This window comes from Natrinema gelatinilyticum (assembly GCF_024266705.1).
GTDB classification, from domain to species: domain Archaea; phylum Halobacteriota; class Halobacteria; order Halobacteriales; family Natrialbaceae; genus Natrinema; species Natrinema gelatinilyticum.
Genome location: NZ_CP100756.1, coordinates 170,259 through 191,254, shown reverse-complemented (window position 1 = coordinate 191,254; position 20,996 = coordinate 170,259). Strand labels below are relative to the sequence as shown.

The 20,996-nt window shown below is 62.2% G+C and carries 20 protein-coding genes; 8 read left to right on the top strand and 12 right to left on the bottom strand.

Going from position 1 to position 20,996, the window contains the following annotated elements:
* Window positions 1–54: 54 nt before the first annotated feature.
* A complete protein-coding gene (locus NJU76_RS00895; protein ID WP_254530932.1) occupies window positions 55–1,179 on the bottom strand; it encodes a tyrosine-type recombinase/integrase in 1,125 nt (374 codons plus the stop codon).
* A 503-nt stretch (window positions 1,180–1,682) separates the two neighbouring features.
* Window positions 1,683–1,847: a hypothetical protein gene (locus tag NJU76_RS00890; RefSeq protein WP_254524272.1), complete on the bottom strand. Its 165-nt coding sequence runs from the start codon at window positions 1,845–1,847 to the stop codon at window positions 1,683–1,685.
* A gap of 438 nt (window positions 1,848–2,285) precedes the next feature.
* On the opposite strand from NJU76_RS00890, the gene NJU76_RS00885 reads away from it, so the two are divergent.
* Window positions 2,286–3,050 carry an alpha/beta hydrolase family protein gene (locus NJU76_RS00885; RefSeq protein WP_254530931.1) on the top strand — a complete coding sequence of 255 codons (765 nt, stop codon included), beginning with the start codon at window positions 2,286–2,288 and terminating at the stop codon, window positions 3,048–3,050.
* Between the two features lie 30 nt (window positions 3,051–3,080).
* Here NJU76_RS00885 and NJU76_RS00880 read toward each other — a convergent pair whose 3' ends face one another.
* From NJU76_RS00880 to NJU76_RS00865, 4 genes are read right to left on the bottom strand one after another with little or no spacing between them, the layout of a single operon-like run.
* On the bottom strand, window positions 3,081–3,272 hold the full coding sequence (locus NJU76_RS00880; RefSeq protein ID WP_254530930.1) for a CbaC protein: 192 nt from the start codon (window positions 3,270–3,272) through the stop codon (window positions 3,081–3,083).
* Complete coding sequence (locus NJU76_RS00875) at window positions 3,272–5,026, bottom strand: b(o/a)3-type cytochrome-c oxidase subunit 1 (protein ID WP_254530929.1); 1,755 nt, start codon at window positions 5,024–5,026, stop codon at window positions 3,272–3,274. Before NJU76_RS00875 ends, NJU76_RS00880 begins: the two co-directional genes overlap by 1 nt.
* Window positions 5,023–5,826, bottom strand: coding sequence for a cupredoxin domain-containing protein (locus tag NJU76_RS00870; RefSeq protein ID WP_254530928.1), 804 nt, complete (start codon window positions 5,824–5,826; stop codon window positions 5,023–5,025). The genes NJU76_RS00875 and NJU76_RS00870 overlap by 4 nt, the downstream gene beginning before the upstream one ends.
* Window positions 5,823–6,002 carry a signal peptidase complex subunit 2 gene (locus tag NJU76_RS00865; protein ID WP_254530927.1) on the bottom strand — a complete coding sequence of 60 codons (180 nt, stop codon included), beginning with the start codon at window positions 6,000–6,002 and terminating at the stop codon, window positions 5,823–5,825. The genes NJU76_RS00870 and NJU76_RS00865 overlap by 4 nt, the downstream gene beginning before the upstream one ends.
* Before the next feature lie 702 nt (window positions 6,003–6,704).
* Here NJU76_RS00865 and NJU76_RS00860 point away from each other — a divergent pair.
* From NJU76_RS00860 to NJU76_RS00840, 5 genes are all read left to right on the top strand, one after another.
* Window positions 6,705–7,052, top strand: a complete 348-nt coding sequence (locus NJU76_RS00860; RefSeq protein WP_254530926.1) for an ArsR/SmtB family transcription factor — start codon at window positions 6,705–6,707, stop codon at window positions 7,050–7,052.
* A complete protein-coding gene (locus NJU76_RS00855; protein ID WP_254530925.1) occupies window positions 7,049–7,360 on the top strand; it encodes a DUF7521 family protein in 312 nt (103 codons plus the stop codon). The genes NJU76_RS00860 and NJU76_RS00855 overlap by 4 nt, the downstream gene beginning before the upstream one ends.
* Window positions 7,361–7,778: 418 nt before the next feature.
* Window positions 7,779–8,162, top strand: coding sequence for a universal stress protein (locus NJU76_RS00850; protein ID WP_254530924.1), 384 nt, complete (start codon window positions 7,779–7,781; stop codon window positions 8,160–8,162).
* A 136-nt stretch (window positions 8,163–8,298) separates the two neighbouring features.
* Window positions 8,299–9,525 (top strand): DegT/DnrJ/EryC1/StrS family aminotransferase, encoded by a 1,227-nt coding sequence (locus tag NJU76_RS00845; protein ID WP_254530923.1) that lies wholly within the window; start codon window positions 8,299–8,301, stop codon window positions 9,523–9,525.
* Between the two features lie 91 nt (window positions 9,526–9,616).
* Window positions 9,617–11,095: an NAD-dependent epimerase/dehydratase family protein gene (locus NJU76_RS00840; RefSeq protein WP_254530922.1), complete on the top strand. Its 1,479-nt coding sequence runs from the start codon at window positions 9,617–9,619 to the stop codon at window positions 11,093–11,095.
* Between the two features lie 132 nt (window positions 11,096–11,227).
* Here NJU76_RS00840 and NJU76_RS00835 read toward each other — a convergent pair whose 3' ends face one another.
* The 3 genes from NJU76_RS00835 to NJU76_RS00825 all read right to left on the bottom strand — a co-directional run bounded on the left by NJU76_RS00835 (window position 11,228) and on the right by NJU76_RS00825 (window position 15,033).
* Window positions 11,228–12,022, bottom strand: a complete 795-nt coding sequence (locus NJU76_RS00835; protein WP_254530921.1) for a VOC family protein — start codon at window positions 12,020–12,022, stop codon at window positions 11,228–11,230.
* Window positions 12,023–12,070: 48 nt separating this feature from the next.
* Window positions 12,071–13,786: a Na+/H+ antiporter NhaC family protein gene (locus NJU76_RS00830; RefSeq protein WP_254530920.1), complete on the bottom strand. Its 1,716-nt coding sequence runs from the start codon at window positions 13,784–13,786 to the stop codon at window positions 12,071–12,073.
* Between the two features lie 134 nt (window positions 13,787–13,920).
* The gene (locus tag NJU76_RS00825; RefSeq protein WP_254530919.1) at window positions 13,921–15,033 is read right to left on the bottom strand and encodes an OBG GTPase family GTP-binding protein; all 1,113 of its coding nucleotides are present in this window, start codon (window positions 15,031–15,033) and stop codon (window positions 13,921–13,923) included.
* A 432-nt stretch (window positions 15,034–15,465) separates the two neighbouring features.
* Here NJU76_RS00825 and NJU76_RS00820 point away from each other — a divergent pair, with 432 nt between their 5' ends.
* The gene (locus NJU76_RS00820; protein WP_254530918.1) at window positions 15,466–17,130 is read left to right on the top strand and encodes a hypothetical protein; all 1,665 of its coding nucleotides are present in this window, start codon (window positions 15,466–15,468) and stop codon (window positions 17,128–17,130) included.
* Window positions 17,131–17,204: 74 nt separating this feature from the next.
* Here NJU76_RS00820 and NJU76_RS00815 read toward each other — a convergent pair whose 3' ends face one another.
* The 3 genes from NJU76_RS00815 to NJU76_RS00805 form a co-directional block, all read right to left on the bottom strand.
* Entirely contained in the window at window positions 17,205–17,651 is a 447-nt protein-coding gene (locus NJU76_RS00815; protein WP_254530917.1) for a response regulator, read from the bottom strand.
* 133 nt (window positions 17,652–17,784) lie between these two features.
* Window positions 17,785–18,753 (bottom strand): malate dehydrogenase, encoded by a 969-nt coding sequence (locus NJU76_RS00810; RefSeq protein WP_254530916.1) that lies wholly within the window; start codon window positions 18,751–18,753, stop codon window positions 17,785–17,787.
* A 96-nt stretch (window positions 18,754–18,849) separates the two neighbouring features.
* Entirely contained in the window at window positions 18,850–20,430 is a 1,581-nt protein-coding gene (locus tag NJU76_RS00805) for a DUF790 family protein (protein WP_254530915.1), read from the bottom strand.
* Window positions 20,431–20,636: 206 nt separating this feature from the next.
* On the opposite strand from NJU76_RS00805, the gene NJU76_RS00800 reads away from it, so the two are divergent.
* Window positions 20,637–20,798, top strand: a complete 162-nt coding sequence (locus tag NJU76_RS00800) for a hypothetical protein (protein ID WP_254530914.1) — start codon at window positions 20,637–20,639, stop codon at window positions 20,796–20,798.
* Window positions 20,799–20,996: the final 198 nt, after the last annotated feature.

Genomic DNA, 20,996 nt, shown 5'->3' with positions numbered 1-20,996 from the left:
GCGCTTTTTGTATCCGCGTCTCGCTTCTGGGTGAGGTGGCCATTGGTCGCGCCCTCACTTCGTCTCCGTCGATTCGTCCTCCGAACCGGATTCGGCGTCGACGATCGGCGGTTCGTCCGCCGGAACGACCATCGACTGCTCGAGTACGGATGCGCGAAGCGTGGGCTTCGATGCCGTCGCCTCCCGCCGGTAGTGGACGGTCTCCTGGTCTCGGCGGACACCGCGAGGCGTCAGATGGTCTCCGTCGACGTCGATCCTGGCTGCTTCGCAGAGTCGCTTCAGGACTGACCGTGCCCCTTCCGTCGTGATCGCCGGCGGCGCGATCGAATAGTCGCGGGTGAGTTCCATCGCCGTCGCGTCGTCGAACATGGTCTCGATCGTCTCCGCGTCGTACCCCCGCTCGCTCAGTACCGACCGCACCGTCCCCGCAATCGACGGCGCATGGGCGGTCGGGAACAACGGCCAATCGTTCGACGGCGGATCCAGAACGACCCGGTACCGACGCAACGGCGTTCGCGCTCGAGCGGGTAGCGGCACGTCCTCGAGTCGCTGAGATTTTCCCAGGACGCGAATCGTTCCCGTGTAGAAATCGATGTCCTGCCAGGTCGCGCCCGTCCGTCGGTCGTCGTCCGGGACGCGGAAGAGTTCCGCGCCCCGGACGCTCGAATGGGCGAGGACGGCCACCATCGCGTACTCTCGCAGTCTGGAACGCCGCTCGCTCGTCGATTGCGAGGTGTTTTCGAGCGTCCGGTCGCGGACGTACCGCTCGAGTTCGCGGCGTTGCCGTGCCGTCCAGGTATCGCTCGCGGGTCGTGGATTCCCGCTCGGCAGCGCCGCCTCGGCGCGAGTACTCGCAGCGGGATTCGCCTCGCGGATACCCCCCCGCACGCACCACGAGAGAAACGCGCGGACGACCGCGTAGTAGGTGCCGGCAGTAGAGGGCGTGTACTCGCCGCGATCCGTCCGTTCGTGGAGTTCTACCGCGTAGGCGCGCATGTGGTCGACTTCGAGGCTGGCGATCGATCCGATGTCGTGTTCCGCCGCGAGCCACTCGGTCCAGCGTCGGAGTATGGACTCGGCGTTGGACGCGTAGGTTCCAGCGCCGGAGCCGTCGGGATCTCCGACGGCCTTCCGCTGGAGATAGACGTCGACCGCATCCGCGATCGCGATTTCGGTCACGGACGGACCACCCTCCTGGATACGGTCCGTGCGACCGAGGCAAATCGCTGGGTCATGTGCCGATCACCGTCAGGCCGGCCGGGACGGCCGGAACGGATCACGAGGGAGCGGCCGCGAATCATTACGTCGGTCACTACTGGTTCGCGAACCTAAATCCGTGTTTCGGTGTCTCAGATCGGAAAACACATTGGCCGATCAATGGACCGCTCGGCAGTTCGCGCCGTGATCGACCGGACCCAGTCGACGAACGCAGGGGTTCGCCGGTCGCCGCTGTCTCGAGAGTGAGCGGGCGCGGCACCGAATTCCGTATCGTATTATTTGGTTTATCGTATAACTGAGCACGTGATTCGAGCGACGTTCGACCGCTGTAGTCACGTCCCGCCGGGAGTCGGAGTGCCGCGACGTGCGTACGGACGGCTTTTTCGTCCCGATCGAACGTCACGACGGACGCCAATTTCAGATAGATCCGCGACGCGAACAGCAGCTGCGACCGAGCCCGTCGCTCACGACGGGTTCTGATGACGGATTTTTTCGGCCGTTATCCCCGGAACCGGTGTCCCACAGTCTCTGCACTTCCAACTCGGCGTCGTCGTTCCCGGTTCTTTCTCGAGGTCCTGTTTGAACTCGATGTGTGCGCCACACGGACACTGATACGTCGTCCGGGTCATAGCCGAATCAACCCGACGAGGAGCGATAAACGGTTCGCCGATTCTGAAACGCGCCGGCACTCGTCGGAAGACTGTGCGAAAAACGGCCCTTCGTCCACATCGTCTCGACCGGCTCTGTACTGCTCCCATACTGTGGCGGTTACTGCGTTCGGATCGTCGGCTGTCGCACGGGTCTCCGTATGGTCCCCTGTATCAAACCCGCTTCTGACTGGCCGGACTCAGGTCGTCCGTTCGTGACCCTCCCGTGACGACTCGTCGAGGTACGGTCGGTCTCGTTTCTCGACCGAGTCGGACTCGACCGGTCGCGATACCTCGAACCGGCCTGATCGGATCGGGAACGCCGGACGTCCAACGGGCGACCGGGATTCGTATACCAACGGACTTCACCGTGTCCGACCATGGATATCAAGACGACGGCCCCCATCCGAGGGAGTACGAATGCCCGAACGACACGTGGTTCCGATCGGGAGTGCTGCGACGAAAACCACGGCGGCCCCAGAACTGGTCGCCGTTTGCCACGAGGCCGAGTCCGACGACTGGCTGTTTTTCTGCCACGGGCTTCGCAGTAACAAGTCGGGTAGTTACGAACACCGATGTCGGCGCGCGGTCGAATCCGGCTACAATGCAGTCCGATTCGACAGTAGGGGTTGTGGCGAATCCGACGGTGCGTTCGTCGAATCGACGCTCGAGGCGAGATTGATCGATCTCCGCCACGTCGTCGACCACTTCGATCCGGGCACGTACGCCCTGTTCGGCTCGAGTTTCGGCGGGGCCGTCGCCCTTCACACTGCTGCAATGGACGAACGAGTCGAGGCTGTCGTCACACGTGCTCCTGTGACGACCGCTGAAACGTTCGACGAGTACCGTGGCACCGTCGAGCGCGAAGGGGAAGCGACATTCGACACGGGCGAACGGATCGACCATCGCTTTTTCGACGACCTCGACCGCCACCCGTTTTCCGACGTGGTCGGTCGGCTGTCGGTTCCGACGGCGATTTTTCACGGCGGGAGCGACGACGTCATCGATCCGGCTGATAGCTTCGACGCTGCACGACGACTCGAGACCGACGTCCTCCTCGAACGATTCGCGGGGGAAAGCCACCGTTTCTCGCGGGCGGGCGAGGATCGGTTGCTCGAGCGTGCGTTCGGATGGCTCGAGTGGGTGAGACGTCGTCCCGAAGGAAGTGGATCCACCATCCGCTGACCACCATACACGCTATCACGCTATACAAAACTAATCGGATGGATCACTGCCGATGGGCCATACCGCCCAGATGAGGAGGGCTCCGATTACCCCACTCCCGATCAGAACCGTCTCGAGCGGCGTTAGTTCGATACCGAAGAACGCGAGTACCGTTCGCGCCTCGACGAGGATCACGAGAACGAATGCACTGAGGATCAACAGTTTTGCGGGAGTGGTGCGCATCAGGTGAGTAACGCTCCGACGTATTCGACTCCGAACTGTAGATACATGACGACATCGATGGAGACGGGAAACGGGGGAACGTCCTGTCCGAAGGGCCCTCCCTGAGCCACGATATTGGCCAGCGGAAGGGCATAGGCGAGTATGACCAGGACGAGACCGATCCCGAACCACAGCCGCAAGTTATCGAGTATCTGTGGGGAGTCTTCAGGTCCGGACAGTGCCGTCGGGATCGTTCCGTCGACGACCGGTTCGCTATCGGTGTTGAATACCGTGAGAATCATGAGGGTAAGGAAGAGAAACGCGGAGATGAACAGCAACGTACCACCGAGAACGATCTGGGCGTTGAGTTCGCCCATCGAACCGACTCCGACGTTGTATTCGAAGCTGTACTGCGGTTCCGCCGTCCGTCGTGGAACGCCGACGAGACCGGATCGGTACATCGCGTTCGTCATGAACACGATACCGACGAACCAGAGGACGACCTGGAAGAGGGCAACTTGCCGACCGACGAGTCGGTTCCCGGTCAACTGTGGAACGAGCCAGTAGGAACCGGCCATGAGAGTCAGGGCTGTTGCAGTTCCTACCTGAGTGTGGATGTGTCCGGGTATCCACAGCGTGTTGTGCACGAGATAGTTGATGTTCATCCCCGCGTTGACGATGCCGGTAAACCCGCCGAACGCGAAGATCAGCCCGGCCAGCGCCATCCCCGTAAACGAGGGGTTTCGCCACGGGAGCGCCCGCAGCCAGTTGAACGTTCCAGTCCCGCCGCGCTGGCGAGCCCCGTGTTCCATACTGGCGACGACGGTAAAGGCCGTCAGCAGGCTCGGTAACAGCAGAAACATCGTGTTCGACATCGCGATAAACTTGAACCCCTCCGCGATACCCGGGTCCACGTACTGATGATGAACTCCGACCGGCGTCGAGAGGAGGACGAACAGGATGAACACGACTCTGGCGAGGGGGTCACTAAACAACCGACCGCCCGAGAGCTTCGGCAGAACGGTGTACCACAGGAGGTATGCCGGCAGTAGCCAGAAATACACGACCATGTGACCGAAGTACCAGAACAGCGTTCGGGTCAAAAGCGGGTTGATACTCTCGACTACTCCGAGTGACCATGGCAGGATGAACACGACCACGGAAACCACGACGCCGATCGAACTGAGATACCACATGAGCATCGTCGTCAATACCATGAACGTCGGAAGCGGGATCCGTTCGCCCGGATTGTCCCGTTTCCACGACCGCCACGTGCGGAACCAGTCGAAACCCGCGAGCCACACGCCAATGAGGTACACGGCAAGTCCGATGTAAAATAGCGGATTCGCCTGCAACGGTGCGTAGAACGTGTAGAGAACGTCCGCGGTCAACGTCGAACCGAACACCTCCGGCGGTTCTTCGAGGAAGCCGGCAAAAATCGTTATCGCGACGATGATCGTTCCGGATGACATCAACCCGTACCAGAACCAGCTAAATCGGATGTCGACGGGTCCCCGCTCGAGACTGTCGGTCACTGCCCACTGATAGATTCCGACGAGGAAGGTGATCGTAAACGTCAGTACGAGGAAGACGCCATGACCGGTCAGTACCGTGTAGTACTCCGGGGACTCGATGAATCTGTAGACGTCCGTCCGATGCAACGCCTGAATGAGCCCGAAGACCGCACCGATTCCGAACGCGACGAACGAGTTCAGCAGTGCGGCCCGAACGAGTCGCGCCTCTGCGGGGTACCTGTCGGCGAACTGCGTCGTCACGAACTATCACCGCCCACGGTTCCGTTATTCGTCTCGTTCGCCGCAACCGTCACTGAACCGTCCTCCTCGTACTCGTCGACGGTAACGGACCAGTCGTGTTCGCCCTCGCCGAGAACGTCGCTGTTGACGGTAAACGACACGTTCTCGGCGGCCTTGCCGTCGACGGAAATGTCCTGCTGGAACGTTTCGGTACCGATCTCGGCGACGACGGTGGTTTCGAGTTCCTCGAGTTGGCCGTTCCGAACTGTCGCGGTCAATTCGACCTCGTCGCCCGAACGGACGGTGTCTGGAGCCTCGACGGACAGTTCGGTCAGATCGAACTCGTCCGCCGGCTCGACGACTATCGACCCTTCCATTTCGTGATGGAAGTCGCCGCAATATTCGGTACAGATGAGCCCGTACTCGCCGGGCTCGTCGAATACCACGGTCAGCTGTGAAACCTGCCCCGGAATGACCATCGAATTGATGTTCGTTCCGGGAACCTCGAAGCCGTGGATAACGTCACGGCTGGTCACGTAGAACGTGACTCTGCTATTCGCAGGAATCTCGATCGGATCGGGTTGAAAGATGAACGTCTGGGCGACGACGTACACCTCGTACTCGTTCGGGCCGACCTGTTCGACTCGCGGTTCGCCGAAGCGCTCGTCGTCGTTGATTTCGTTCGGGGCGACCGTCTCGTCTTCCTCGCCGATCATCTCGATGCCGAGCCCCACCGCTCCGTAGGTGATCGTCGCGATGAACCCGACTATGAGCACCATCGATGCGGCGAGCCAGAGTTTCTCGTACGAATGAATCCTCATCCGACCATCACTGGCTGGATCAGGCCAATGACGGTGGGGCCGTGTCCGAGGAATTCGACGAAATACGTAAACAACCACATCAACGTGAGAACCAGGAAGTAAAGCGCGACCAGCGCGAGCGTTCCCCATGGATCGAACTCGTCGTGACCAATTTCTCGTGTCCGAGCTGAATCCATACTGGAGTAGCGAATACGAACGTCGAAATAATCCCTGCGGAGAGTTCACATGCAAAATAGGTGCTTGTCGGCTACAGTAGCGTATTACTACAGATATGCCGTCCCGTCGACGGAAACCGGCGATCCAGAGACCGATTTGGCGCCTCGATCCCCGGTCGGAATTTCCAGTAGGAGGAGACCGCACAGATCACGCAGTAGATCGTTCCGAGCGGTCCGCGAGTATGGGTCGGTTGAGACCCGTGGTTGGAAAGCGAACGAAGCGGACGCTTCTGCATTGTATCGTTTTCTCCCGTGACGTCCGTTTCGGGTGCCGAGCCGAAAAGATCCGCTCGACACCACTGCAGCGAGACGGATGTCTCCGTACAGACCCTGACTATATCGACGGATTGTATCGATGGACTGCAACGACAAGATCCTGTTGACTGGCTGCAACGATCTGGGACCGTTGCCGTAATATCTGGACCGGGGTCCGTCGACGGACTCCGTAGCTTAGAATTCACTGTCCTCATTCCACTACCGACCCTCCCGCTTCGCTCGTAGTGGTTTCGTGGCTCGAGACCCAAGCGAGACCGAGTGGTTGCTGTCCCGGTACACCGTCGACGGAGCCCACGTCGAGTCGGATCCGACCGGTTTCGTCGTGTTTTCTCATTCAGAGAAACCGGACTGCTTTTCATAGTAATACCGGAAGGAACACGTATACCAGTGAGTGAGGACACCGACCTGTCGACACTACTCGCCGTTCTCGACGACGACTACGCGCGAAATATCCTCACCCATACCAGCGTCGAACCCATGTCTGCCAGTACACTGAGCGAACGGTGTGATGCCTCTCTCCCCACGATCTATCGTCGTCTCGACCGCCTCGAGGAATGTAACCTCGTTACCGAAGAGACGGAACTCGCACCGGACGGGAACCACTACGGCGTCTACCGTGCGAACCTCGACCGACTGGAGTTGTCTCTGGAGGACGGCTCGTTCGCACTCGAGTTGACGTACCGTGAGCGAGACGTTGCCGACAAGTTCACTCGCATGTGGGAGGGAATGCGATGACCCGAAACGTCGTCCGAATCGACGAGGCGACGATATTCGAACTGTTGACGGTAACGAGTCTTTTCCTCGTTGCCCTCTTCGGTACGATTATCGCCTATCAGGCGTACCGAGGGTATCGTCGGAACGACGCACCGTCGATGCTCTATCTCGCCGTCGGGCTTCTCCTGTTGACGCTGTTCCCGTTCCTGCTCAACGTCTCTGTCACGACGCTCGTCAGCCCGAAGCAGATTGTCATCGCATTGCTCGAGAACGTGAGCCGACTGCTCGGTCTCGTCGCGATTACGTACTCCCTGTACGGTCGGCATTGAAAAACGTTCCACGAACGCGGTCGGGCCGAAGCGATGTGATCAGGTCGAGCATCCACTCTGGCTTGCAACGTCGTCGTCGGGTGATTCGGGAGACCAATGCGGGAGCCGATGTGTTGGCCGATGCGGGAAACCGGCGTGACGCGTCCGCGCGGACGCGTCGCGAGATGCAGGGATAACGACCCTGAGGGACGATGTGGTGCAGTGCAGGGGACCGATCACGGCACACGATGGATAGTCCGTCTCGTCCCTCACACGTTCTTTTCGATGTGAACATAGTAAGTATACGAGCGCATTTTCCGAGGGAGAAAATGCTGCCGTGCCTATCTATCGGCGTACATCTCGTTCGCTCAGGTACACCTCGTTGCCGGCGTTCCCGATGGTTCAGAGGATTCTTCGTCTCCACGGTTGTAGGGACGCTATGCGCTACCTCGTCGGAACGGACTCCGTCCACACGACGGCAGCGATCTGTGACTACCTCGTCGATCGGGCGACCGCCGAGGACACCGTCACCGTGCTCGCAGTCGCGAACGCGACCGATCAGACCGCACATAGAGATGGTCAGGAAGCGCTGAACGTGGCTCCCGTCCGCCTCGCAACCGTCGGCGATGTCGAAACCAACTTTCGATCCGGCAATCCTGCTGACGTACTGCTGGATGCTGTGCGTGACGTCGACGCCGACGAGATCGTCATCGGCGCCCACAGCGGCGACCCCGATGCGACGCGTGATCTCGGATCGACCGCTCGACACCTTCTCGAGGAGGCGGACAGGCCAGTGATCGTCGTTCCGATTCCCAGCCTGTAACCGTTTCCGAACGGGGAAGACTGTTCGAAATCGAGTCGAATCGGACGATCGTTCTGGCGAGTGAAACGGAGAAATAAGCGTTTTCTCGCCGGTAGCAACCGGCTACTTACTTTACGCATTCGTGACCGTTCGGACGATGAGTAACTCGATACCGATGTTCGAAATTTCGTGGGATCAGCGGGACGTGGCCAACGCTATCGACTCGATCACTCGAGGAGGATACTGGGCAAACGGGCCGTACGTCGAGAAATTCGAGGAGGGACTCGAAACCTATCTCGGCGTCAACCACGCAGTGACTGTTAACTCGGGGACGACCGCACTGGTGGCTGCGCTGACGGCTCACGGCGTCGGGGACGGCGACGAAGTAATCGTACCGTCGTTTACGTTTATTGCCACGGTTAATGCCGTTCGGCACGTCGGCGCACAGCCCGTATTCGCGGATATCCAGCGGCCGGTGTATGGGTTCGATCCGAACGCCGTCTCCGATGCGATTTCCGAGGCGACGGCTGCGATCGTTCCGGTCCACCCCTACGGCGCGCCCTGCGAAATCGACGCACTTGCGGACCTCGCTACTGACGCGGGTGTCCCGTTGATCGAGGACGTCGCCGAAGCGTTCGGTGCGGACTATCGGGGTCGGATGCTCGGAACCATCGGGGATGCTGCAGCGTTGAGTTTCTGTCAAAACAAGGTGCTGCCGACAGGTGAAGGCGGTGCGGTCGTCACGGACGACGACGAGATAGCACACACCGTCGAGCAGTATCGGTCGCACGGTCGAACCTCGAGTAGCTATTTCGAATCCGCTGACAGCGGCGAGTACGTCCGCCACGGGACGAACGTTCGAATGTCGGATCTCGTGGCTGCCATCGGGTGTGCACAACTCGAGAAGGTCGACGACCTCATCGCGGGCCGACGACGCGCAGCCCAGCAGTTGTCAACGGCATTGGCCGACGTTCCAGGCGTCCGGCCGCATACAGCCGCCGGTCGCGGTCGACACGTATATCAACTCTACACGATCACGCTCGGCCCGACGATCGATCGGGACACCCTGATTGAGACGTTAGCCGAGCGAGACATCGCCTCGAAGGTGTACTGGGATCCTCCCGTCCATCGCACACACGTCTACCGCGAACGGGATGACACCAATTCGAAATCGCTCCCGGCCACCGAGGACGTCGCCAGCAGGGTCCTCTCTATTCCGATTCATCCCGAGCTCCGACCCGACGAAATCGACCGAATCGTGCTGGCCCTCAGTGACGGAGCCGAACGCAGTCGGTCCGACGCCCGGTTGTCAACCCAAGAGAACCGTACTCGAACCGACCGGCACCGCTTAACGGAACGGCCGTGTCACACAGACGACCCATAACAAAGGGGGACAGTCAGTTTTCTGTGATCATGCCGCGGCGCTGTCGGTACAACCCCGACGCTGAGCGGCAGTTGATGCCAAGACGAAAACCATGAGATGGCTTACTACAACGCACGAAGGGACATCGATCCGCGATGCGATGGCCGAGATAGATCGCTGTGAATCGAGCGAGATCGTCGTGGTCGACGACGAAAACCGTCTCGTCGAAACCACGACGGACCATCGACTTCGGCAAAAGATTCACCAGGGCGCTGCACTGGATGCACCGCTGACGGTCGTCCTCGACGAGGAATCGGTCGTCAACGGTGTGGACTCACCCTCTCTCGACGCGGACGGAGCTACCGATACGACCGACCGAGGGCATCCCCCGCTTGAGACGGACGCTGAGAAGACCGCGTCCGAAACGGAATCAGTAGTCGATGCAGTCAGGACCGACTTCGACGTGACCGTGCGTGCCGGTCACACCGAACGTTCGCGAGAGAGGGAGGGCCACTCGAGTAGCGTCCGGACGGTCCTCGTCGTCGGCGGAGCGGGGTACGTCGGCTCCGTTCTCTGTCGCCACCTGCTCGAAGACGGATTCGAGGTTCGGATTCTCGATCCGCTTCTGTACGGTGACGACGGTATCGCGGCGTTCGTCGGTCACGATCGGGTTTCCGTGATCCGCGGCGATGCTCGGTCGATCGACACCGTCGTCGACGCAATCGACGGCGTCGACGCGGTGATTCACCTCGGCGGGATCGTCGGCGATCCAGCGTCCGAACTCGACCCGCAGAAGACCCTCGAGTACAATTACCACTCGACGCAACTGCTTGCATCTCTCTGTAAGTACTATCAGATAAATCGGTTCCTGTTCGCCTCGACCTGTAGCGTCTACGGACGAGCGGAAACCGAAAGCGGCCGTTGCACGGAATCGTCACCGCTCAACCCGGTTTCACTGTACGCGCGGATAAAGATTCAGTCCGAACGGACGCTCATGGACCTCGCAGACGGAAATTTCTCGCCGACGATCCTGCGGATGGCGACGATTTACGGGCGGTCTCCCCGGATGCGATTCGATCTGGTCGGTAACGTTCTTCCCGCGAAGGCCTACTACGACGGCGTCATTCCCGTTTTCGGTGGCGATCAATATCGTCCGAACGTCCACGTCGCTGATGCCGCACGCGCGTACGTAAACTGCCTGACTGCACCCCTCGAGGACGTCGGCGAGACGGTATTTAATGTGGGTTCCGCGCCACAGAACTTCCGTATCGACGAACTGGCGACGATTGTCGCCGACTGCTTCCCTGATGCCGAACTGGACTATCACGAGGACCGGACGGACGAACGGAGTTACCGGGTTTCGTTCGATCGAATCGCCGACGAACTCGGATTCGAGACCCGATTGACTATCCGTGACCACTGTCGTGACCTCCGAACCGCGTTCGAGGATGGCGACTTTGTCGAGTACACGGCGGATCGGTACAACAATGTCGCGACCCTCGAGAAGATCGATGCGTTCGATGCGACGGTGACGGTACCCGACCACCACGAACCGCCGACCCGCGAGGCCCCTGCCTCGAGACGTGCCTGACGCGAACGATCCATCGTCTGTTCCACATCGTATACTCGATGCAGCGCTCAGGTCCCGGCCCGGACAGACCGACGGCGTCTCGGTCGAACGGGAGGCGGTCCGGTGTATTCGTTTCGCGCCACAGAAGGCGTCCTAGAACGGGAACAGCGAATCTGCCTCGAGGTCACGCTCGATCAGTTCGATCTCGTGGCCGTCCTGGTCTTTGGTGAACGCGTACATGTCGTCGCAGCTTTCGGGGTCGCGGTAGTCGGCGGCCTCGCGTGTTAGAAGCTGTTCCCAGTCGTCGTCGAGGTCGTCGATCCGGACACAGAGGTGGCCCCAGGCGTCGCCCATCTCGTAGCTACGGCCGTCGTAGTTGTAGGTGAGTTCCACGGACATCGCCTCGGGAACGGCGTCTCGAGGTTCCACGAAGTAGTTCGCGAAGGTGTCGGCTTCCCAGCGGCCGACCTCGTCGTACTCGAACTTGCGCGTCCAGAAGCCGAGCGCTTCGTCGGCGTCTTCCACGCGGATCATCGTGTGATCGATCGACCACAGCGCGCCCTCGTCGGGATTGCGCTGAACGATTTCGATCTCGTGGCCGTCGGGATCTTTGACGAACGCGTAGCGGCCGCCACAGGATTCGGGATCGCGGTAGTCGCCGACGCCTTCGTCCAGCAACTGTTGGTAGTACTCTTCGAGTTCGCCCTCGGGAACGCGGACGGCGATGTGGCCCCAGGCGTCGCCCACGTCCGGTTCCTCGCCCTCGTTGTGGGTGATCTCGAGCATCGCCCCCTCCTCGTGCATCTCTTCGGGCCCGAGATAGACGATCGTGAAGCCGTCGCCCTCGTAGCGATCTTTCTCCTCGTACTCGAAGTGGGTCTGGTACCAATCGAGGGATTCCTCGAGGTCGGCGACGCGGATCATCGTGTGGTCGAGCGTTCCGTCCATACCCGACACGTCTCCTGCGGGCGGCAAAAGCGTGGCGAAGGCGGCGGTCTAGTCGACCTCTTCGGAGAGTGAGCCGGGCTCCGTTTCCGCCCCACGGCCGCCGAAATCCGCCTCGATCGAGGAGGCCCTGGGAGAGACGCCTTTGCGGCGGGCGTCGAACTCCGAGAGGACGGTGACGAGGCCGACGAGCAAGACGACGCCCAACGGGAGGAAGACGATGGGTGGAACGGAGAGGAAACCGTAGAGCGCGTAGCAGACGATCACGACGAACAGGACGGTGCCGGCGTAGTACAGCTGCGTCCGGATGTGATCGATGAGATCGGCCCCGGTGAACGTCGAGGAGAGCACAGAGGTGTCCGAAATCGGCGATGTGTGGTCGCCGAAGATCGCCCCCGAGAACACCGCGCCGACCATCACCGGCATGAGGTCGAACGTCCCGGTGAGTTCGTAGGCGACGCGGATCGCGATCGGCGTCACGATCCCCATCGTCGCCCACGAGGAGCCCATGGTGAACGCGACGAACGCAGAGACGAGTAACACGACGATCGGGAGGATGGCCGGCGAGACGACGCCTTCCGCCGCGCCGGCGACGTAGCTCCCCGTGCCGAGTTCCTCCGCGACCGCGCTGATCGACCAGGCCAGCACCAGGATCGACACCGCGGTCAGCATGAGGTTGAACCCCTGGAGCACCGTTTCGATGCCGTCGCCGAGATCGAAGAGGTCGTAGGCCAGCCCGATCGTGATCAGGGTCGCGACCATCGCGAACGACCCCCAGACGAGCGCAGCCGCGAAGTCGCCGGCGCCGACGACGTCGACCAGTACCTGCACGACGCCGTCGTCGCTCATGGCTGTCCCGATCGACGTCGTCGCTCCTGCGTCAGCCTGCTCACCGACCCACGACTCGTAGCCGGTCCAGAACGCGCCGGCCAGCGTGACCGCGATCAGGACGACGATCGGAACGAAGAACGTCCGGAGCATCGGCCGGTCCTCGATTGGTGCGCCCAGGTCCTTCTCGACTTCTTGGAGCGGCTGCGCATCGTCGCGGGTCACCTTCCCTGTCTGCCAGGCGCGGTGTTCGGCGTCCAGCATCTCGCCGAAATCTCGTTGCGACAGGACGATGACCCCTACCATGACGATCGCGAGCAGCGAGTAGGTGTTGAACGGGATCGAACCGACGAACGTCTCGAAGATCCCGGGCGTATCGGCCGCGGCGATATCGTAGTCCTCGCTCTCGACGAGAGCGGTGTACCCCTCGCCAATCATCGATAGCTGGAACGCGACCCAGCTCGAGAGGGCAATCGTCGCAACGGGCGCGGCCGTCGAGTCGACGATGTAGGAGAGCTTCTCCCGGGAAATGCGCATCTGGTCGGAAATCTCGCGCATCGTGCTCCCGACGATGGCCGTGTTGGCGTAGTCGTCGAAAAACAAGAGGATTCCCAGCACCCACGTCGCCACGCCGGCGTTGCGCTGGGTCTCGAGGCGCGTCGTCGCCCAGTTGCGGACGGCGGCCGCCCCGCCGAGGCGCCAGATGAGGGCGACGCCCGATCCCAGCAGGAGCGTGAAGATGAGGATCTGGGCGTGGAACACGTCGGCCATCGATTCAGCGATCCAGTTGAATGTCTTTCCGATGCCGATACTGCCGGTCGCGATGACGCCGCCCGACCAGATTCCGACGAACAGTGACAGGATCGGCCGGCGCGTCCAGATCGCGAGCACGATCGCCAGCAGCGGCGGTACGAGCGAGAGAGCTCCGAACTCGGGCATATCTCAGTACACACAGGATGAGTAAATAATATTACTGCCTATGATATTCACGGATCGTATTCACTGGATTCGTGAATTATTCGGACGGTCACCCGGCGTCGCTCGCGAGGGCGCAGTCTGATCGGCCGAGATGGCTAGCGCCGCAAGATCAGCTTCAACACGTCCTCGTCGGCGAGCGCATGATCTTTCCCGACCTGCTGTTCGTCGTGGGTCGCGCTGGGGCCCGTCACGCGAGCGAAGCGGAACCGCTCTTCCATTTCGCCGCCGAGCTTCTCGATCGCCTCGCCGACCGTGGTTCCCTCCTCGACCACGAGCGGCTCTTCCCAGTCGACGCCTCGACCGGGCTTGTCCATGTAGACTCTGATGAGGCCGAGATTTTCCCAGATTCGGTCCTTGAGCGCCTCGAGGCCCTTCTCCTTCTCGGCGCTGATGAAGGTCACGTCCTCGGGGTCGAGGCTTCGTTCGCGCAACTGATCGTCGACGGTTTCCTTGTAGGACGGCTCGATCAGGTCGACCTTGTTGACGCACGTGATCGACGGGATGTACTCTCTGTTTTCCATCAACCCGTCGACCAGCCGGTCGATGGTGACGTTCTCCTGGAGGTTGAGGTCGGCGTTGACGTAACCCTGGTCGCGGAGGACGTCCTGGATCGTCTTCTCGTCCAAGTCCTGCTCGGTGCTCGAGGTGATTTTGATACCGTCTTTGATCTTCGGCCTGATGGTGACTCGCGGCGGCTCCTGGTCGACGCGAATGTTGATGTCGTACAGTTCCTTCTGGAGGCGGTCGTACTGCTCGATCTCGAACACCGAGAGGATGAAGACGATCAAGTCGGCGTTTCGGACGACCGCGAGCACTTGCTGGCCGTCGCCGCGGCCCGCAGCTGCACCTTCGATCAGGCCCGGCACGTCTAGCATCTGGATGTTCGCTCCCTGATGTTGCAACATCCCCGGATTGACGTCCAGCGTCGTGAACTCGTACGATCCCGTCTCGCTCTCGGCGTTCGTCAGCGAGTTCAGCAGCGACGACTTACCGACGCTCGGGAACCCGACCAGCGCGACGGTCGCGTCGCCGTGTTTCTCGACGGAATAGCCTCCGCCCCCGCCCGAACCGGACTGCTGGTTCTCGAGTTTCTCCTTTTTCTCTGCGAGTTTCGACTTCAGCCGACCGATGTGGGCCTCCGTGGACTTGTTGTAGGGCGTATTGGCGATTTCCTCCTCGATTGCCTCGATTTCATCCTCGAGCCCCATTTATCCCTACACAACCGGCCGGGCCGAAAAACCCTTTCGAGACCGCCATGGTCGCTGCATCGGTTCTCGACCCCCTCGGCGGCCTCGAGAAGCGACCTATTCGGAAAACGGGGGTCTGCAAATTGGTGTGGTCGATGGCAGACGCATTCGGAGGTGCGGAGCGGACGACCGGCGACTCCATCACGAACGGCGATGGGGTGTATAGTCGTCGCGACGCGGCCACGGACGATAGTTTCGGCGGCGACCCCCCCGTTTTCGTACGCGTAGCGTTTCGAGCGGCGATTGCGTATCCCGATTTCCCACGGGGGCGGTTGGCGCCGCCCTGACCGCGGGGGTCGCGGTAATCGCTTCACTGAACACTCGTTTCCTCGATATGATTCGTATCGCCAAGGTTCTATTAGCTATACCGTCTTGGAGACCGTAAAACGTGGCATGCGCAGGCGAGAATACGTTACGTCGCTGGGCAGTGGCGTCGGAACCCTCGCGACGGCGGGGCTCGTTGGGCCCCAGCTTCGATCCCTCGAACGAGTTTGTCCGGCGGACGACACGACGACCGTCCAACCCGGAAACAGGGTCGTGTTCGAAGCTGACGCAGGGCCGGGGCTCGAGCCGTCGGGCGTCGAGTGGCGAACCGACGGCACGGGAGCGGCCGATATCGCGCCGGCCGCACCGTTCTGGAGTTACACCCGTCGGACGGGGAATCCGGCAGCCCACGGTCGTTTCGACGACGGCGGGACCTACGAGGTTGTCGCGACCGTTGGCGAGGCCGCCATCGCCTGGCAGGTTGAGGTCTCCGGGGACGCACCCGCGGCGCCGAGCGGAACCGTCACGACCGATCCCGGACCGGACGCCACGGTCACCACCCGTAACGAGATCGAAGTGACCGCAACGGCCACCGACGACGGTGAGGCCCTCCAGCGCGTGATCTGGCAGGAAGGGGAAAACGCGACGTACGTCGACACGACCGACGTGTCGGGATCGGAAGCGACTGCGACGTACGCGGTTTCGGCGGGCGATGCGATCTGGTTCATCGGGGGCTACCCGATGATGGCGTGGATCGTCTGCCACGACGGTCGAGCGGCCGTGTCGCGCACCGAGGGGCCGTCGATCGAGGCGATGCGCGACGTGACCATCACGGGCACGAACGCGCCGGTCCGGACAGGCGAGAAACTCGTCGTCGACGCCGAGGTCGCGATCCACGGCGATTCGCTGTACCACGCGTTCGTCGACGCGGAGGCCGACCTGATCGTCGGCCACGATCCGACCCACGTCGACAGCGCGTCTGTCGAGGTGTACGCGGGCCGGACGAAATCGGTCCAGCTCGCGTTCACGACGGCGACGGTTCGCAACACACAGACGTTCCCAGTCCGCGTCGAGACGCGCCACGCCGCCTCGGAAACCGACGTGACCGTCGTCGGAACGGACGACGCCGGCGATCACGGGTCCCTCGAGGTGACCGGCCTCGAGACGAACGCGCCAGTGACGGGCGGCGACCGACTCGAAGTCACCGCGACACTCGCGAATCCGGCCGAGGACCCGGCGGACCGCGAGGTCGAACTCGTCGTTGGTGACGATCCCACGACGGTCGACACGCAACGGGTTCTCGTCGCTGCGGGGCAGACGACGACCGTCTCGCTGGGGTACGAGACGTATCCCGTCAGGAACGACGACGAGTTCCCCGTCCGCGTGGCGACGGGCGACGACACCGCCTCGCGATCGGTTCTCGTCCACGGGCTCGACGACGGGGGCGACGAGGGCGACGGTGGCGCGGGCGGTGACGGCAGCAATGGGACGGCGTCGATCGCTGTGTCGATTACGGGAACGAACGCCCCGGTAACCGGCGGGGAGCGGCTCTCGGTGAGCGCCGCACTCGAGAACGCGGGGGCTGCCGCGGGCACGGAGACGGTCGAGCTCGTCGTGGGTCGGTCGCCGGAGGTCGTCGATTCCTCGCGGATCAGCCTCGCACCCGGTGAGACCGCGACGATCTCACTGGGGTACGAAACGTATCCGGTAACCACAGACGACGTGTTCCCGGTGACGGTGCGAACCTCGGGGGGCAGCGACACGCGGACTGTAACCGTTTACGGAACGAGATGAGACCGCAGGATATTCAAATTCGGGGTACGGTGGCCCGTAGCTGCTGGGTTCCGCGGCCGACGTCGTGGACGCAGTCAGATGAGCAGAGGAGGCAGCGTCACTTCGTCGATCCAGAACGTTTGGACCGCGCGGCCGATCTCGGCGAACTCGTCGGGATTAGACGGCTTGGTCAAGTACGCGTTCGCGCTCAGTTCGTAGCTCCGGACGATATCTTCTGGCGCGTGTGAACTCGTGAGGACGAGAACTGGTAGCGGCGTCAGTTCCGGGTCCTGTTGTATCGTCTCGAGTACGTCGAATCCACTCGTTCTCGGAAGGTTCAGATCCAGGAGCACGAGGTCGACCGCGGGGCCCGACTCGACGGCCGTCTGAAGGAACTCGAGCGCGTCGTCGCCGTCGGTATCCGTATGAAACACCGTTTCGAATCCGGCCGTTTTGAACGCCTCCTGTATCAGGCGGACATCGCCGGGGTTGTCTTCGACGAGCAGGATCTCAACCTGCTCACTGGACGATTGCGTTGACACGACAGGGCTATTTGAACGTCTGTAGGCGTAGCTAGATAACACTGATCACTACAGACGTTGGGTCGCGGCGGCGGTGAGGCCTTACTTACAGAGGTTCGAGGAGAAAGCCCACGACTGCAGTCGTGGGAGGATGTCAGCCCATCGAGCGCCGAACGGCCGCGCCCGCGCGTTCGAGTTGCTCCCGCTCCGTCGACGTGAGCTCCCAGTCGACGATTTCGGCGACGCCGTCTGCACCGAGCAGGACGGGGACGCTCACGCTGACGCCCTCGAGGCCGTATTCTCCATCGAGCGGCGTAGACAGACAGACCGGTTCGTCGGTGCCGCCGTCGACGAGTCGAGAGACAATCGTAGCGAGTCCCCGTCCGGTAACCCAGCGGGAGGAATCGTCCCCGCCGCGCATGCCGATGACGTCGTAGGGGACGTCTCGGACGTAGTCGAGGATGGCCTCACGGTCGGTCGGTGCGATGTCGACTGGCTCGCCGTCGACGGTCGCCCGAGAAAACAGGGGAACCATGTGTTCGCCGTGCTCGCCGAGGATCGGACAGTAGACGTCCGCGGGAGACACGTCGAATCGCCGGGCCAGTTCGTCGGCGATTCGGGCCGATTCCGACAGCGAATACCCGAGGAAGCATCGTCGCGGCCAGCCGCTTTTTTCCCACAGACGATGGGTAACTCGATCTGACGGGTTGCTGACGACGATGGTCGGCGTCGGCTCTGCGTCGCCGATCCAGTCGCCCACGTCGGCGGCTATCTCGAGGTTTCGCTTGAGGACCGAGAGTCGGCCGCCGCGCTCGAAGCTGTCCGCGGGGCGTGCGACGCTTGCGGTGACGACGATCACGTCGGCCGCGTCGATGGGTTCCTGCGTGGGATCCGCGCTTGGATCGATCGTCGTGACGGTTCCCGGGCGCTCGTCGCCGAACGAGGACCGACCCGCGGCGTGGGCCACGTGACAGAGCGAGTGACGGAGATCGATCGCGTGAGCGTCGACGACGTCGGTTCGCGGATCGGCGAGCGTGACCGTCGCCGTCGGATACTGCGCCGTGAGCGTGTGCGCGACGGTGCTCCCGATCGTTCCACCACCGCCCACGAGAAGGACGTTCATACGAGGGCCAACGTCGGCGGGACGTCTAAGATATTCGGGTAATCAGCTCCTGCTCTGCACTATTCGGGTCCCGCGCCGCACTGTCCGAGTAGTTAGTTACTGCTCTTCGATCGTCCCACCGGCGAGTCCCTCCCACTCGACGCGGTAGCCCAGTCGGGAGAGGATCGCGCTCGAGTCGGTGATATCGTGTTCGTCGAACGTCGCCTGGGCGTCCGAAAGCGCCATCCCGGATTCGATGTCGTCGGCGAGCGACTCGAGGGTGGCGGATCGAATCAACGTGCGACCGACCCGTTCGTGCTGGGGGAACGATTTGTCCGCGAGGGCCGCAGGGCTCACGCCGTGGCGAGTGGCCAGCGCGTCCAGCGTGATGGCGTCCTCCTGCGGTCGAAGTTCCTCGGGAAGTCGGGCGGCGCTCTGGGCCACCAGCTGTCGTTCGTACTCCCTGAGGACGTCGGCGACGTCCTTGACCCGTACCGTTCCCGAGTAGGGGATCGCTCTGTGGTCGCGGGCGGCGATCTCCTCGCCGACCCCCAGCGACTCGTCGACGGCGACCAGCATATCGACATCCTCCAGGTCGGCGAGCTGGGCGAGTTTCTTCTCGACGTACTCGGGCGTCCAGAATCCCATAATTTCGAAATACACGCGGAAATCCCCCGCTGCTCCGTCGCATGGGGTCGAAGAGCCGCCGGTGGCCGCACCCGCGGGATCGTACTCGAAGGCGAAATCGGGTATCATTACACGCGTGCCCGTCGCGAGCGGCTCCGGTTCCCGAACGAGGTTCCAGTCGAGGTCCAGACCGGAAAACCGAGCGGCGAAATCGGCTTCGACGCCGCTGTCGAAGGTCACGTCAACAACTGGCTCCGCGTCGGGCACCTCGACGGGGGCCTCGTGGGACAACTCGAGTATCCGGTCCGTGCTGCGGTCGTCTATCGTCGCCTCGAGATGCCACTCGCGGGCACTCGCGACCGTTCGCAGTAGTCGCGCAAAACGGGTGCCATACCGCCGCGTTGCGCGGAAGAGGTGGGTCGGTCCCGTGACGACGACTTCGCGCTCCGGGCCGCCCCTCCACTCGGTCTCGTCCTCGTCCGGAAGCCGGTGAATTTCGTACATCAACCGTAGTCGCTTGATCGCCGAAATCAGCGCCTTCGGATCGCTCGAGCGCACCCGGAGCTCGGTCGCGTCGAACAGTGCCGTCTGGGCGAGCGACAGGTTGTACTGGGCGATCAGCTCGGACGGATCCCACCGCGACTCGACCGCAGCCAACGTCTGGCGCTCCTCCAGATCGGCGTACAGCACGGTCTCGAGATCGTCCACCGACACGTCGAGCGCCTCGCTTGCGCGGATGAACGCCATCGCGCGTTCGTCTTCGCTGACGACGCCGACCGCCTCGGCAGCGTCGAACACGGCTCGCCGTGCCCGTTCGGGCTCGACCGCCGTCTCCGTCTCGAACGTGGCCCCTCGCTCGAGGAGCGCCGCCAGCCCGCGGACGAGTTTGAAATCGTCGGCCTCGCGTTCGAGGGCCGTCAGTGCTCCCTCCAGTTTCGCGCGCGTCTCACCGGTATGACCCTGATAGGTCCCGATAACGCGGGCCGCGAGCGGTCGATGCTCGCGACTGGCGAACTGGGGATGATACCCGCCGCCGGCCCGCGAGATGCGAAGCAGGTCCTTCGTCAGCATTTACCTGGAGTCGGCGCGGTATCGTCAAAAGTCACCCGGACGGTAACGGGGACGGGACCTCCGGCGCCTGCGGTTTTCGATCGAGACGGGCCGGTGGTCGAGACCGGTTCGATGGGGGAACGGCCATCGTCACTGCGAGACGGCCGATCGGTGGGCATATGCATGCTGTATCGATTTCCCTCGGACGAGCGGATAGAGAAGAAGAAATGGCATTCACACCACCGGTCGAATGTCCGATCTGCAGGGACGTACTCGAACTGGATCGGACGCTCGAAGATCACCTCGTCGGAAATCACTCTCACGGAGAGGTCGCACGGTACCTCGCGTATCTCCACGAAACGGCCGGGGTGAAGCCGGTTTTGGACTGAGTGTCGCCAGCGCACACAGCTGAACGATTGCGCTCGAGTGTGACAGCGACTAATCACTGGGAAGCCGGTTGCGACGTCGGCAGTGATCGATCCAGGGGGACACGTCTCGACCCCCTCGGTTCGCGTGGAGTTCTCAGATCGTGTAACTATCAGGGTGCAGCGGACACTGACACTGCACCTGCCGTACCGCCGGGCCAC

Bases quoted from the DNA above. Each gene is read 5' to 3' on its own strand.
- NJU76_RS00830 (WP_254530920.1), bottom strand. From the start codon at position 13,786: ATGCCCGAGTTCGGAGCTCTCTCGCTCGTACCGCCGCTGCTGGCGATC.
- NJU76_RS00880 (WP_254530930.1), bottom strand. From the start codon at position 3,272: ATGCGCACCACTCCCGCAAAACTGTTGATCCTCAGTGCATTCGTTCTC.
- NJU76_RS00805 (WP_254530915.1), bottom strand. From the start codon at position 20,430: ATGCTGACGAAGGACCTGCTTCGCATCTCGCGGGCCGGCGGCGGGTAT.
- NJU76_RS00820 (WP_254530918.1), top strand. From the start codon at position 15,466: ATGCGCAGGCGAGAATACGTTACGTCGCTGGGCAGTGGCGTCGGAACC.
- NJU76_RS00840 (WP_254530922.1), top strand. From the start codon at position 9,617: ATGAGATGGCTTACTACAACGCACGAAGGGACATCGATCCGCGATGCG.
- NJU76_RS00800 (WP_254530914.1), top strand. From the start codon at position 20,637: ATGGCATTCACACCACCGGTCGAATGTCCGATCTGCAGGGACGTACTC.
- NJU76_RS00810 (WP_254530916.1), bottom strand. From the start codon at position 18,753: ATGAACGTCCTTCTCGTGGGCGGTGGTGGAACGATCGGGAGCACCGTC.
- NJU76_RS00855 (WP_254530925.1), top strand. From the start codon at position 7,049: ATGACCCGAAACGTCGTCCGAATCGACGAGGCGACGATATTCGAACTG.
- NJU76_RS00835 (WP_254530921.1), bottom strand. From the start codon at position 12,022: ATGGACGGAACGCTCGACCACACGATGATCCGCGTCGCCGACCTCGAG.
- NJU76_RS00870 (WP_254530928.1), bottom strand. From the start codon at position 5,826: ATGAGGATTCATTCGTACGAGAAACTCTGGCTCGCCGCATCGATGGTG.
- NJU76_RS00885 (WP_254530931.1), top strand. From the start codon at position 2,286: ATGCCCGAACGACACGTGGTTCCGATCGGGAGTGCTGCGACGAAAACC.
- NJU76_RS00825 (WP_254530919.1), bottom strand. From the start codon at position 15,033: ATGGGGCTCGAGGATGAAATCGAGGCAATCGAGGAGGAAATCGCCAAT.
- NJU76_RS00865 (WP_254530927.1), bottom strand. From the start codon at position 6,002: ATGGATTCAGCTCGGACACGAGAAATTGGTCACGACGAGTTCGATCCA.
- NJU76_RS00845 (WP_254530923.1), top strand. From the start codon at position 8,299: ATGAGTAACTCGATACCGATGTTCGAAATTTCGTGGGATCAGCGGGAC.
- NJU76_RS00890 (WP_254524272.1), bottom strand. From the start codon at position 1,847: ATGACCCGGACGACGTATCAGTGTCCGTGTGGCGCACACATCGAGTTC.
- NJU76_RS00850 (WP_254530924.1), top strand. From the start codon at position 7,779: ATGCGCTACCTCGTCGGAACGGACTCCGTCCACACGACGGCAGCGATC.